9 protein-coding genes are annotated in these 13987 nt (G+C 57.6%); 2 read left to right on the top strand and 7 right to left on the bottom strand.

The window, feature by feature from the left end; genetic code table 11:
• Positions 1–27 precede the first annotated feature (27 nt).
• Both E1J53_RS16945 and E1J53_RS16940 read right to left on the bottom strand, forming a co-directional pair.
• Entirely contained in the window at positions 28–1377 is a 1350-nt protein-coding gene (locus E1J53_RS16945) for a hypothetical protein (protein ID WP_134271180.1), read from the bottom strand.
• Between the two features lie 6 nt (positions 1378–1383).
• The gene (locus tag E1J53_RS16940; protein ID WP_134271299.1) at positions 1384–1827 is read right to left on the bottom strand and encodes an RpiB/LacA/LacB family sugar-phosphate isomerase; all 444 of its coding nucleotides are present in this window, start codon (positions 1825–1827) and stop codon (positions 1384–1386) included.
• Positions 1828–2073: 246 nt separating this feature from the next.
• Here E1J53_RS16940 and zwf point away from each other — a divergent pair, with 246 nt between their 5' ends.
• Positions 2074–3585, top strand: coding sequence for a glucose-6-phosphate dehydrogenase (zwf, locus tag E1J53_RS16935; protein ID WP_134271179.1), 1512 nt, complete (start codon positions 2074–2076; stop codon positions 3583–3585).
• Between the two features lie 72 nt (positions 3586–3657).
• Here the strand turns inward: zwf and E1J53_RS16930 are convergent, their stop codons facing one another.
• Positions 3658–5196: a glycoside hydrolase family 10 protein gene (locus E1J53_RS16930; protein WP_173021538.1), complete on the bottom strand. Its 1539-nt coding sequence runs from the start codon at positions 5194–5196 to the stop codon at positions 3658–3660.
• A 279-nt stretch (positions 5197–5475) separates the two neighbouring features.
• Here E1J53_RS16930 and E1J53_RS24550 point away from each other — a divergent pair, with 279 nt between their 5' ends.
• A complete protein-coding gene (locus E1J53_RS24550; protein WP_134271177.1) occupies positions 5476–8994 on the top strand; it encodes a M36 family metallopeptidase in 3519 nt (1172 codons plus the stop codon).
• 73 nt (positions 8995–9067) lie between these two features.
• Here the strand turns inward: E1J53_RS24550 and E1J53_RS24705 are convergent, their stop codons facing one another.
• The 4 genes from E1J53_RS24705 to E1J53_RS16905 form a co-directional block, all read right to left on the bottom strand.
• A complete protein-coding gene (locus E1J53_RS24705; protein ID WP_134271176.1) occupies positions 9068–10468 on the bottom strand; it encodes a c-type cytochrome in 1401 nt (466 codons plus the stop codon).
• 428 nt (positions 10469–10896) lie between these two features.
• A complete protein-coding gene (gene purQ / locus E1J53_RS16915) occupies positions 10897–11607 on the bottom strand; it encodes a phosphoribosylformylglycinamidine synthase subunit PurQ (protein ID WP_134271175.1) in 711 nt (236 codons plus the stop codon).
• 285 nt (positions 11608–11892) lie between these two features.
• The gene (locus E1J53_RS16910; protein WP_134271174.1) at positions 11893–12561 is read right to left on the bottom strand and encodes a hypothetical protein; all 669 of its coding nucleotides are present in this window, start codon (positions 12559–12561) and stop codon (positions 11893–11895) included.
• 30 nt (positions 12562–12591) lie between these two features.
• Positions 12592–13743, bottom strand: coding sequence for a prolipoprotein diacylglyceryl transferase (locus E1J53_RS16905; protein WP_134271173.1), 1152 nt, complete (start codon positions 13741–13743; stop codon positions 12592–12594).
• Positions 13744–13987 lie beyond the last annotated feature (244 nt).

Below are 13987 nucleotides of genomic sequence, written 5' to 3'. Positions count from 1 at the left end.
TCGGGAGCAACGTATTCCGGACTGAACCTACTTGTAAAAGTTAATGCTGTATCCCGTTCTCCAAACCAGGGAATCGGCGCTTAGGGCAAGGCGATCTACCCGCAGCCGATGTTCTCCCACCGGCAGCTCGTGGACGGGAACCATGTACAACAGTCCCGGCACCTGACGCCGGGGGTGTTCGTGGAATCGCGGAGCGATCTCCGTCCAAAGGGAGTCATTGACATAGAGGCGAAAAGACTCCGTCATGGCCGCCAGAATGGCGGGATAGTCGGCTTCCCGGCTGTAGGGGTCCCGGGCGTTGAGGAAGCCCCGCAGGACGAATCCGACCTGCTGACTGGCCACCAGTTCCGGATGCAGCTTTTGCAATACGGGGTCAAGGTCGCTGGGCAGATAGGGCACAAAGGCTTCCAGGTAGTTGTGCTCCGGATACTTACTGGCCAGGGTTACGTAGTCAATGCTTTGAATGGGGTCAGAAGTCTCATCGTCGTAGTGGACCGGGTTAATCCACTGCGCACCGTCACGGTGAAAATGTGGAAAGAAGGGGTGCCCCACGTAGTTGAAGCTCACAATCATCATGAATCCGATGATGATGATGGGTAGCAACCGCGCCAACCGCCGGCCAAACCGCTGGTCAATCAGGTTATGGTACAGTGGTCGGTAAAACCGCGACAGCGTAATCCAGCCCATGAACCGGTAAATGGGAAAATACCACCCCTGCGACCAGGACTTACGTTTGAAGAAGCCCAACGTAACGAAGTCGATGAAGTAAATGATTCCCAGGAGCGTCAGGAGTAACCCCATGATATTGCCCGCCAGGTCCAGGCCGGTGCCGGCAAACCAGTCCCCTCCGGACAGCACCCTCGCCCCCACCTGCAGGGCGGCACTGAAAAGGGCGTAGGTCGTCAGGCTCAGAAAGCAGAAAATGATCAGAAAGGCCACCGAGAAGATCACGCTGCAGTAGCGCTCAAGTCGTTCGATGTATTCATCAAAGGAACCAACGCGTCGGTGGAGCCAATCCCTGAACTTTGGCTGATAGTCCAGTCGCTCGTAGTCAATATCTCCGGAGACGTACCGCAGGCCGATGGCCGCGATCCATAGCCCCCGCAACAGGACGTGGAGCAAAAGACAGAAAAGGAGGGCCAGGTAGGCCGTCCTGAGGGTTTGAAAGATGACGACCAGGAAGACAAACGCCAGGGATTCCCGCATGAGCATATTGACCCGCAGGTTCCATTCCTCCATGGGTTCGAGGCCACCGAACAGCAGGAAAATTGCGAAACCGCTGATCAGCAATTCCAACTGCCAGCTGTCCTGCTGGATGTTGTCTAACCATTGCTTTAATGACTGGTTGTTCCGGCTATTTTCCTCCTGCTCCTGCATCCTTCATTACTTCTCCAGAGCCGCGACTTTTGCCATACGACGTTTTTGCCGTTCCAGCCCCTGGTATTCTGCCGCCAGAAAATTATCCACCAGCTCCTGGGCCAGCGCGATACCAATCACGCGACCGCCCAGGCAGATCATGTTCATATCGTCGTGCTCTACACCCTGCCGGGCGGAGTATGTTTCGGTGATGAGGCACGCCCGAACGTTGTTAATTTTGTTGGCCGCGATGCTGGCCCCGACCCCACTACCACAAACGGCGATGCCGCGCTCGACTTCCTCCGCGCCAACGGCGCGCGCCAGCGGGACGACGAAATCCGGGAAGTCGTCCTTCGCATCGTACGCGTAGGCCCCAAAGTCCTTGACGGTGAATCCCTTATTCTCCAGGTACTCCTGAAGCTGTTTTTTCAGTTCAATGCCTCCGTGATCTGTCGCAATTCCAATGGTCATCATTAATTTTTTATGCTCCAAAAGTAGGGCTCCGAATGAATCTTTCGGCCCTTATTGCTGAGTGTAGGGTGAATAAGTTCCCCAAAGGCCAAACAACAATAAGCTTGCGTGAATTGTAGGCCCTTTTTGTCAACCTTCATAAAAGTAAAGACCTTTCCATTATGGAACGTAGGTGAACACCCCTTTACGACCTTCCGCACCCATTTGGATTAACCACCCCTCCACTCCGGCAAACCTTCCACACCAATGTCAAACAGTTTAGATCCCCACGTGCTCGTCATTTTCGGCGCCTCTGGAGACCTCGCCCAACGCAAGCTGGTCCCCGCCGTCTATGACCTTTACCGTGGTGGCTACTTACCTGAAAAATTTGCGCTCCTGGGCGCTTCGCGCACGGACTTCACCGACGAAGACTTCCGTAAAAAGGTTGTTTTCAACAACGAGCACTTTGACCCCAAAGGAGAGAGTGAGGAGGTGGTGAAGAAGTTTGCGGAGAAGCTCTTCTACCAGGACCTGACGAGTTATGACGGCGATAAGGACATTAAGGCCCTCGCCAAACGCCTGAAGACCCTCGACAAGGAATTCAAGGTGGGCCACAACTATATCTTTTACCTGTCTACCCCCCCGAAGCTGTACCACACCATTCCCCAGGCGCTAGCCAAGGAAGGCTTGAATGACACTCCCGCCGGCTGGAGTCGCATCGTGGTGGAAAAGCCCTTTGGTTACGACATTGAATCAGCTAAGGAGCTCAACGAAAGTATCCAGAAATATTTCCCGGAGAACAACATTTACCGGATCGACCACTACCTGGGCAAGGAAACGGTACAAAATCTCCTCGTCACCCGCTTCGCCAACGGCTTTTTCGAACCGCTTTGGAACCGCAACTACGTACAATCCGTGCAGATTACCGCCGCTGAATACGTAGACGTGGGCAGCCGAGGCGGATACTACGACGGCAGCGGTGCGCTGCGTGACATGGTACAAAATCACCTGCTGCAGGTACTGGCCCACGTGGCCATGGAGCCGCCCATCCGGGCTGACGCCCATTCCATTCGCAACGAGAAGCTGAAGCTCTTTCAGTCCCTGCGCCCCATCACCAAGCGCGACGTCAAGGACCAGGTCATTCGGGCCCAGTATTCCGCCGGGAAAACCCGACTCGGAGAGGTCGTGGCCTACCGGGACGCCCCCGGCGTGCCGGACGACAGCCGCACGGAGACCTTCGTAGCCATGAAGTTCTTCATTGACAACTGGCGTTGGGCCGGCGTACCGTTCTACGTTCGGACGGGCAAATGCCTCCCCCGCAAACTGACCGAGGTGGTCATTACCTTCAAGAACCCACCCCAGGCCATCTTTGCGGATTACGACGATTACGCCATCAGCTGCGACAACCAGCTCATCATCCGGATCCAGCCCGACGAAGGCATGGAAATGGAGTTCGGCATGAAGGTTCCCGGAGAAGGATTCCGGGTAAAGACGGTCGGGATGGAATTCAACTATAGTGACCTGACCAAGAAGGACGTTCCGGCGGCCTACACCCGACTATTGCTGGACTGCATGAAGGGAGAACCCACCCTCTACGCTCGCGGCGACAGTGTCGAGGCCGCCTGGGAATTTGTCGATCCTATCCTGGAGGCCTGGGAGAAAAACGAAGTTCCGCTGTATAGCTACGAGCCCGGAAGTTGGGGGCCATTGCAGTCCGACGCCCTCTGGAGTGGCGAAGGTTGCGGTTGGCGCAACCCCGCCAAGGAGGTTCTGAAGTAGAGACCGGGCATGCCCTGTCTCCACCTGGCCATACCAATAATCTTTGCACCCGCCTACGGCCAAACTAATGACCTACTTCGCCACCGCATCGGGCATTACCCGGTGGTAACGATCCAGGGCGACGATGAAATAATCGTAGGCCATTGATGCCTCCACCTGATCGTAATAATGGTAGCGGGTGCAGCCCTGTCCGTAAGGAGTGCGGTGGATCAGTCGTCGCTGGCCGTCGCTGCCCCGGCGGTAGATGGCATAGTAGTGCGGTAAATCCTCTTTGGGCATTTCTCCCTGGACCTCCCAGACAATTAACCGCCCCTTATCCGTATTTCTCGGGCGAAAGACCTTCACTTCCACCTCCTTCACCCCTCCGGGAGCCTTCCGGGGCGGAAGGATGCTCAGGGTAGCGTATCGCTGGGCGAGCACCCCCACGAAATTCAGCTTATTGGCCAACACGGAACGCGTGCTGAAGTAGACGCTCCCCGCTACGGAAGGATACTGATCGTTGAAGTTTACCTGCCGGAAAATTTCCAGCGGATCATCCCAGGCCGCCTCCGGGTTATCTCCGACTTTATAGGCCGCCTGCCCGGACAACAGAGGAAAATCTCTTGGGGTATTATTGACCCACCAGCGCAGCAAAATATCGTAATCGGCCGGAGCGTATCCGCGGTGCCAGTACAGTTGGGGCAGCAGGTAGTCGACCGTGCCCCGTTGAGCCCAGGCCAGGGCGTCGCCGTACAGATCATCGTAGCTGCTGACGGAAGCACTGGTCGCGCTGCCCGTGGTGGGGTCTTGCGACCGGTTCCGCCAGACCCCAAAGGGACTCACCCCAAACTGCATCCAGGGCTTGCGGGACTTAATTCTTTGGTGGGTTTCGGCGATAAAGGTATTGACGTTTTCCCGCCGCCAGTCTCCGAGGCTTTTGCCGGCTCCGTAGCGGAGGTAGGTGGTACTGTCCGGAAAGGTGACGCCCTGCACCGGATAGGGATAAAAATAGTCGTCGAAATGAATCCCATCGAGGTCGTAATTGTCGACCAGTTCTTCGATTACCAGGCCAAGATGTTGTCTGACCTGCGGCAGACCAGGGTCGAGATATTGCCGGCCACCGTAGGCCCGGATCCAGTCCGGGTGCCGGTGGTAGAGGTGTTTGGCGGCAAAGCGGGTGCTGTCCAGCGTCATGGCGGCACGGTAGGGGTTCACCCAGGCGTGCAGTTCCACGCCCTGGGCGTGGGCTTCCTTGATCATGAAGGCGAGCGGATCAAAGTCGCTGGCGGGAGCCGTTCCCTGCTGGCCGGTCAGCCACTCCGACCAGGGGGCGTATCGACTCGGGTAGATGGCGTCACCCGCCGGCCGGACCTGAAAGAATATGGCGTTGATTCCCGCCCGACGCAGTCGGAAAAGCTGACTGCGGAAGTCGGCCATCAGCGTGGAAGCATCCGTCGTCGGCCGTTGGGGATAATCGATGTTCAGCACGGTGGCCATCCATACTCCACGCAGCTCACGACCGGGAGGATCGGTCGCCCGTGAGAAGTTTTCCGTACCCCCGTTCGCGTCTACTCGAAGGGAAAAGAGGAGGCAAAGTACTACACTGAGGATAAGCAAACGGGGGGGCGGCATTCTCGCCGATTTGTCTTCCATATATCTAATTACCGATAAAATGTGCAATAACAGACAATTTCGTCGGAAGAGGGCAAACCGATTTGTGATGGTTTTTTAGCTTTGCCGGCCAATAGTGCTCGGTTCTCATCATCAAACATGATATTTTATTTGCCCTACTTGCTGCAACGGGAGGGTGAAATCGGCCACTCCGCAACGGCCCCGGTTGACGCTCTGACGGCCGTTAACAACTTCCAGCGCAACGCTTGCGCGATAAACCTTCCAGACTAGTGATTTGATATGAAGTTAAGATTTACCTTACTCGCCCTGCTGTTTGCAGTAGGAGGTACTGTGCTTTTGGCGCAGGACACCGGCCTTTCGGCCATAAAATACCTCCAGAAGGAGTATCGGGGACTAGGTCTTTCCCCGGAAGACGTTTCCGAACTTGCGGTTACGGATGACTACCCCTCCCCCAGTGGAGTTCGCCACGTGTACGTCAACCAAACCCACAACGGCATCCTGATCCAGAACGCTCAGGCCATCCTTCACTTTCGGGGAGATGACCTGGTGTACCGCACCAGCAAGTTGATTCCGGACGTCCACAACAAGGTGAGCGGCACGGCACCTGCGCTCAGCGCCCAAACGGCCGTCACCACCGCCGCGAATCTTCTTTCCAGCAGCTTCGGCACCCCCACCCCCGCCGGCAACGAAGGCGCCACCAGCCTCTTCAACTGGGACGAGGTGTCCCGCCGGGCCATCCGAAGCCGACTGATGTACGTCCCCACCGAAACCGGTGAGCTCGTACTGACCTGGCGCGTGGCCATCGACCACACCCAAAGCGCCGATTACTGGATGATCTTCCTCGACGCCACTACCGGCAAGGAGGTCAAGCGCCACAACCTGACGCTTTACTGCAACTTTGGACCGGCTAAGGCCGCCCCGCACCGACACAACGGTAGTTGCACCACGAGCCAGCAGCCCGCCCTGCCCGTACACGAGCAGATGCTGGAAGCCGTCATTGCGGACGGCGCCACTTACAATGTATTCCCCTTCGGTGAGGAATCGCCCATCCACGGTGATCGGGAAATTCTGGTGGATCCCGCTGATACCATCGCTTCGCCCTTCGGCTGGCACGACACCAACGGTCAGCCCGGCCCCGAATTCACCATCACCCGGGGAAATAATGTGTGGACCTACCCCGACCGCGACGCCGACAACAGTCCCGACGCCGAAACCAACGACGGTGGGGCCGACCTGATCTTCAACGACTTTTTCGCACCCGAGCAGGGAGCGGACACCCTGCTGCCCGCGGCCCTGACCCAGAACTTCTACATGTCCAACATGGTCCACGACTGGGTATTCATGGCCGGCTTCGACGAGGCCGCCGGTAACTTCCAGCGCAACAACTACACCGACGAAGGGGAGGACCGGGACTTCGTGCTGGCCGAAGCCCAGGACGGCTCCGGCACCAACAACGCTAACTTCGCCACCCCACCCGACGGCCAGAACCCCCGGATGCAGATGTTCCTCTGGGAGACGGACGACCCTTCGGTATTCAACATTAATTTCCCCGAGAATCTTGCGGGCACCCGGAACACCGGCCTGGCCGGGTTTGGTCCCGTCATCGGTTCCGTTCCCGTATCCGGCCAACTGGCCATTGGTACCGACGGCAGCGCCGACCCCGAGCTGGGCTGTGAAGACATCACCAGTGACGTAGCGGGTAAAGTTGCCCTCATCCGGCGTGGGGAATGCTTTTTCGAACAGAAGGTGTTCAACGCCCAGGCGGCCGGTGCCATTGCCGTAGTGATCTGTAACCCGGAGAACACCATCATCGGTATGGCCGAGGCCGAAGATCCGGCTCTGTTTGACGTTACCATTCCTTCCGTGCTCATCACGGAGAACGACTGTGCGCCGCTCCGCGTCGCCATCAATCAGGGGGACAGCATCGCGGTAACGTTCCAGTCCCTGGCGCCTCCCCCCATCGTAGGTGACTTCGACAACGGCGTGGTGGCCCACGAAATCGGACACGGTATCAGCAACCGACTCGTCGGTGGCCCCAACAATACCTCCTGTCTGTTCAACGACGAGCAAATGGGTGAAGGTTGGTCGGACTTCTTCGCCCTCGCCTCTTCCCCCAAAACCCTGCTGGACAACCCCGACGGCAGCGAGCCCCGGGGTATCGGCAACTACTCCACCCGCCGGACGGTAGACGGAACGGGAATTCGCCGGCAGCGCTACTCCACGGATTTCAGCGTCAACGACTACACTTACGACTACGTCATCTGGAACGGTACGGCTCCCCACCCCCTGGGTGAAATCTGGGCGACCACCATCTGGGACCTCTACTGGGCCATGGTGGACGAATACGGTTTTGATGATGATCTGATCCACGGAACCGGCGGCAATAACCTGGCCGTTCAATTGGTCGTGGAAGGCATGAAGTATACCGCCTGCCAGCCCGGTCTGGTGGACGGACGTGACGGCATTCTGGCGGCCGATGAAATTGAGTTTGGCGGCGCCAACCAGTGTCTGATCTGGGAGGTATTTGCCCGCCGTGGCATCGGATTCTCCGCCACCCAGGGGAACACCAATGACCGGACGGACAACACCCAGGCGTTCGACATTGACCCCGCCTGCTCCAAGGCCGTCGTTTTGGAGAAGACCACCGACACGCCCACCATCAACCCCGGTGAGGGCGTAACGTACACCCTCCGGGCAACCAACTACAAGGAAGTCGACGCCACCGGCGTGACGATCACGGACATCATTCCCGCAGGCATGACGCTGGACGAAAACTCCATTCGGGGAACCGACGATTACACCATTGACGGTAATACCGTCACCTTTCAGGTTGGGGACATCAAGGCTGACGACAGTGAAACGATCATCTACTCCGTAAGCACCGACCCCGACCTGGCCTCCACCCGGTACTACTTCGATGGTGCCGAAGACGGCGACGACGACTGGGACCTGATTTCGCTGGAAGGTAATTTCCTCTGGGAAATTGCCGATACGACGCCTTTCGCCGGAGACTTCGCCTGGTACATCGTAAACGTGGGGTCGGTTCAAGACCAGGCCCTGGCCACTTTTGACCCCCTGCCCGTAACCGGTGATAACCCGATGCTGCGCTTTTTCACGCAGTACGAAACCGAAGCCGGTTGGGACGGCGGTATCGTGGAAGTCAGCACCGACAATAATACCTGGGTGAAAGTGGATGACAAATTCCTCCGGGGTGCCTACCGGGGCAACATCAGTCCCGACGGTAGTGCGGCCCTGCAGAACGTCGGATCTTTCTGGGGCGACTCCCAGGGCTACCGGGAAATTCTGGTGGACCTCAGCGAATTCGCTGGCCAGGACATCTACGTTCGCTGGCGTTTTGTCTCCGACGCCGCCGTTAGCGGCCGCGGCTGGTGGGTCGATAACATCGAACTGCTGGATGGCTATAACTACCAAAGTATGGCCACCCTCTCTTCTGCAGAAGGTGACGTAGCCATGGCGGACGTTCCCGAAAATGGCGTACTCGTAGAAAGCGCCGACGTTACCAACACGATCGATCCCGAACTGGGACAGACCGAAGTGAACGTCTTCCCGAACCCCGCCGAACAGTTCGTCAACGTCAGCCTGCGCGCCGAGCGGGCCGGAACGGCCACCGTGCAGTTGCTCTCCGTTGACGGAAGAATGCTGCACCGCGAAGTAATGTCCCTCGTTGATGGCCGGGCCCAAACCACCATCAACACCGCCAACTTGCCGGCGGGCGTTTACATCGTGCAGGTAACCGGCCAGCGGCAGGTATCTACCACCAAACTGACCGTCAAGTAAGCATTCGCCTTCAGACGAAGAAGCCGCAGTCGGAATCCATCCGGCTGCGGCTTTTCCATTCCATCGTCCGTACTTAAAGCGTCTTCAGGTATTCAACTACGGCCCAGCGCTCGGCTTCGGTCAGCTTGTCGCCGAAGTAGTGTCCCTGATTCCCGTACCCGGGCACACTGGAATCAAAGGTCCACTTTTTGCTTTTGGGCTCCGGATCGTACTTCCACCCCAAGCGTTCGTAGTCGTAGTCGCGGCTGTCTCCGGAGCGGGTCCAGCGTGTGGGCCGGGTGTCCGACTTCAGCAGTTCATACACCGTGGGGACCGAACCATTGTGCAGGTAAGGAGCGGTGGCCCAGATGCCGTCCAGCGGAGGGGCTACGTAACCGTCGGTGGGTTCAAAGCGGGAGGCGGGTTCGCTGTTGGCGAACCAACTTTGATTATACCATTCCACGATGCCACTCTGGCGGATGTAGTCGGCGTACAGCCGGTCGGTTTTGATCAGGTCAAGATGAACCACCTTGTTGGGATAAGTTTCTTCCGCTCCGTAGGTACCGTGGCAACCGGAGCAGTGTTCGTTGAAGAGCGGCGCTCCGGCGGCCGCCAGTTGCGGGTCAATTTCTCCGGGATAGGCGGGCGGTTCCAGGGTTTTCAGCCAGGCGTACACGTCACGAAATGCCTCCACCGACCGCCGACTGTGGCTGCTGTCCGGCACACCCAGCACACTGGCCTGCAGGAGGAGTTTGGTAAAGTCACCCCGTCCGATCCCGTTGTAGTACAGCGTGTTTTTTTTCCCGACGTGCCAGAGCGGAGGGGTATCCGTGGCGATGTTGTAATCCCACATTTCGTAGTGGGGTTCTTCCGTCCACGTCAGGTCTTCCGGGTTTCGGTGCATCATGCAGGCTTCCGCCAGGCGGAAGGCGGGATTACTTCCCGGTTGGGTGGTTTTGATCTTCGGCGCCATCACCTTGAAAAAATTCCCAAAGTCTTCAAAGGCGATCGTTTCGGGGTCATCTTTCTTGTATTTCACGCCCATCCCGAAGCGCATCAGGGAGCCCATGGCGACCATACTTCCCTCGTAGTCACTCCAGCTGTTCCCGAGTCCGAGTACCATTTCCCCCGCCACTTCACCAGCGTGGCAGGTGAAGCAATTACCGTTGGCCACTTCCGCACCATTGGGGGCGATGAAGGCGGTCATGAAGTACGGTAATCCGGCGTTCAGTTCATTACGCGGAAACAAGCTATCCTGGGGCATCTTCGGAGCCTGCTTGCGCATGATCTCCAGCGGGATGCCGCTACCGATGTAGTCGCCGTGGGCTAAAAAGTCCAGGCCCCGGGCGGGGTCACCGTCCGTTCGTTGCGGTTCGGCGGGCAGTACTTTGGTTTTCCAGGGCGTTTCCCCGACGGGCTCCACGTCCGCCAGGGGACGATAGGCATTACAGGCCATCAGGACTACCAGCAGGGTGAAGATGATGAGTAGGCGCACGGGATCAAGGGATAGTTTACCCCATGCTAACAACCGATGGCAAAATGTGTTTGTGAATCAGTAGCGGAAGTAGGGGGCGAGGCCGTGAAGCGAAGCGGAATACTCGGCTCAGCCGGTACAGGTGCCAGGAACTCGGTAAGGAGCCATTAAAATTAGTTGATCAGGCACCGTAAACTGGGGCTACGGTAGCGCCGGGTTCATCCGGCGAATAGTTGGCCATCGATGGCCGAATTCGTCGCTCCCCAAAATGCCCGCCGCTTACCCTCATAAGTGAAGTGCTCGTGCTTCGGCCGGCGTGGCTTGGTTGACTTTCGGGGAAAGTCACCACCAGGAAACCCAAAGATCGGGCATCTTGACCCTATCCAAAATCACTCATTTGACCCCTAAGCCCTGCAGGATCCCGACTCACGTTAGGTACACTTACGCGCCTAGACGGCAGCACCGGTGACCGACTCGATGAGTCCGGTAAAGATGGCGCGGCCATCGGTGTTGCCAACGATGCCTTCCGCGGCCCGTTCGGGGTGCGGCATCATTCCAAATACGTTACGACCGGCGTTGCAGATGCCGGCAATGTGCTGGGCGCTGCCGTTTACGTTGGCTTCGGGCGTAGTTTCTCCGGCACCATCGCAGTAGCGGAAGAGCACCTGATCGTTGGCGATGAGGTCCGCCAGAGTAGCTTCATCCGCGTAGTAACGTCCTTCGGCGTGGGCGATGGGAATGTTCAGGACCTGGCCGACGCTCAGCTTGCTGGTCACGGCCGTATTGGTCGTTTCCGTACGCAGGAAGATATTTTTGGCGATGAACTTCTGGTCCCGGTTGCGCAGCAGGGCACCGGGCAGGAGACCGGCTTCGCAGAGGATTTGAAAACCGTTACAGATTCCGAAGACGTAGCCACCGCGATTAGCAAAATCAATGACGGCCTCCATGATGGGACTGAACCGGGCCACCGCACCGGCCCGCACGTAGTCGCCGTAGCTGAAGCCCCCGGGGACGATGATGCAGTCATCCGTCGTAAACCCGTCCAGGTTCTTTTCCTTGTGCCACAGTTTGGTCGTCTCGCGCCCCATCAGGGTGCCGAGTACGTAAACCATATCATCGTCGCAGTTGCTGCCGGGAAATTGAATGACGCCGAATTTCATCCCTGGGATCATTTTGGTAAGCCGCAAAGGTAAGGAATAGTGGAGGAGAAAGGCTCGGGCCTGCAAGATTTAGGCTCAGAAAAAAAAGTTCTGGAATCCGGCTTTGCGGCCTCTTCCCCGATCGACTCCAATATAGTCGTAGTGTGGTGATCCGGTAGTGTTACTTCCTGTGGTACGCGATCACTTTGCACCTGCGCTGCGCCGCCAAGTATTCCACTTCACTTCACGCGGCCCGCCTCTTACTCCAGATGGTGACTTGTAAAATAATTCAGGCTCGCCAGGTATTCACCCCGCCGTCAGGCTACCGAAGGCAATCCCGTTGATGAGGGCGGCCCATAGCCCAATCACGATCACCACGTAAATGTAGGTGTTCATCCGCTTGCGTGGGGTGCCCGCCCGAAACGCCCAATGACGTAGAGGCTCCGAGAGCAGCAGGCCAATGCCGATGGTAACCAGCAACAGGCCGCCCAGTGAGAAATAGGGTCCCACTTTTTCCATCCGCAGATCTCCACCCGAGGATATCAGGTAATAAAGCGGACCAAGGTTATACAGCAACACCATACCCACGAAGAACAGGGTCTTGAAGGGAAAGCCACTGGCACTTTTCTGTTTTTCGAGGATGCGTTCGTCATTCGCACTCAACTCCGGGTTAGCCCCGGCGAGAAACCCGGTTTTACGGATGTCCGTGATGAGGGTTTCGGGGTCCCGGAAGGTCAGGAAGAGGATATCTGCGGGGTAATCCGGGTTGCGGTGGACGATCTTTACCCGTTTACCCAGTACCGGGAAGATCGTTTGCGGTTCCAGCCGGATAATGTCTTCCGGGCGAAAAACAAAGTGCCCGGAAAGGCCGGCGGCAATTTCCAGTTCCTGGTGGTTGACCGTCAATTTTACCAGGGGTGCGGAGGTATTTATCCGCCCGACCCGCAGCCCTCCACGGAGTTGAAGTTCTCGCATTGGCTAAAGATAATTATCGGGGCGCTATCCTCAGGTCGCCGGCACCTGCCGGCGACTCCACCAACCCAGCGCGATGCCCCCCAGCATAAACCCTACGGCAATGATTTGGGCCTGGCTCAGCTCGGCTCCCAGAATGTTGTAGCGATCGTTGACCCGAATGAACTCGATGAAGAAGCGCTCCACACCGTTCAGGAAAAGATACACGGCAAACAGCATCCCCGGCAGGTGGGTGATCCGCTTCCGGAGTCCCCAGAGGATGGCTCCGATGGTGAAGGCCATGAGGGTTTCGTAGATCGAGGTCGGGTACACCGCTTCGGCGAGTTGGGTACAGTATTCGAGCTCGCAGTCCGGGATGGGCACACCACGCTGCAGGACGTTATGGGGGAAGGTGGAACTCCACATCCAGTCGGGCAGGAACCACCAGTCGGGCTGGGGTTTGGCCACGATTCCCCAGTCTCCGTCTCCGCTAAGTTGGCAGCCCATGCGGCCGACGCCGTAGGCGACGATCAGGGCCGGGGCCACGGCATCCACGACGGGCATGATGGCAATTTTGTGTTTGCGCAGGTAGAGGCCCACGGCCAGCGCACCGCCGATCAGGCCGCCGTAGATCGCCAGTCCGTCACCACTCAGCAATACGCCCAGGGGGTCTTCGAAGAAGCGGGGCAAGTATTCGAGGATCGCGAAAAACTTGGCCCCCAGGATGCCGCCGATGGCGGCTCGCATCGTGATGGGTCCGATCCGCTCGCTGGGATATACCTCCACTTCTTTGGGCTCGGCCGTCTGCTGCCGCTGTCCGATCCGGTAATAGTATGCCACAAAGGCTGCGGCCACCAGGATGCCGGACCACCACCAGCCTTCCGTAGACAGGAAGACGCTGGCGGGACTTTCCTTCCAGACCGAGAAGTTCGCCAGCCCGTAGGGCAGCTTATAGCCCACGATAAAGCCGAAGATGCCGTTGAAGAGGTAATCCTGCCAGGTCACCGTATCGCCGGGCACGACCGTCGTTTTGGTGGGGGTCAGCTGACCGATGGATTCGCGGCGCTTCATTTCTGACTTCAGCAGGCGGGCCGCCACGATGAAGGCCAGCAGAAGGAAAAAACCAAAGGTTTTGAAGATACTGAGCCAATTGTCCTGCTCGGTGCCAATCAGTTCGTGAAGAAGGTAGGAGAGATCCGGATACATGGAGGCGAAATTAGGAAATAAAAGAAGGAGGCTAAGTACAAAACCTAGCCATCCTTCGATGGAAATGTCATCCAAATGGCTCTCGCAAAGAACCTCTAATAATGCACATCCCTAACAAGTCGTCCCTGAAAAAGCTACTCCTTGCAGGCTCACCACGTGGATAAGCGATTTTTCAGGTTAGGGTTTATCGTTCAGATCGGGAGTAGCCTCCGATTATGGCTTTTCTGCGGCACTACCCAGCCGC

The organism is Lewinella sp. W8 (genome assembly GCF_004375085.3).
In the GTDB taxonomy this organism is placed as follows: domain Bacteria; phylum Bacteroidota; class Bacteroidia; order Chitinophagales; family Saprospiraceae; genus Neolewinella.
This window is presented reverse-complemented; position numbering and strand designations above follow the sequence as displayed.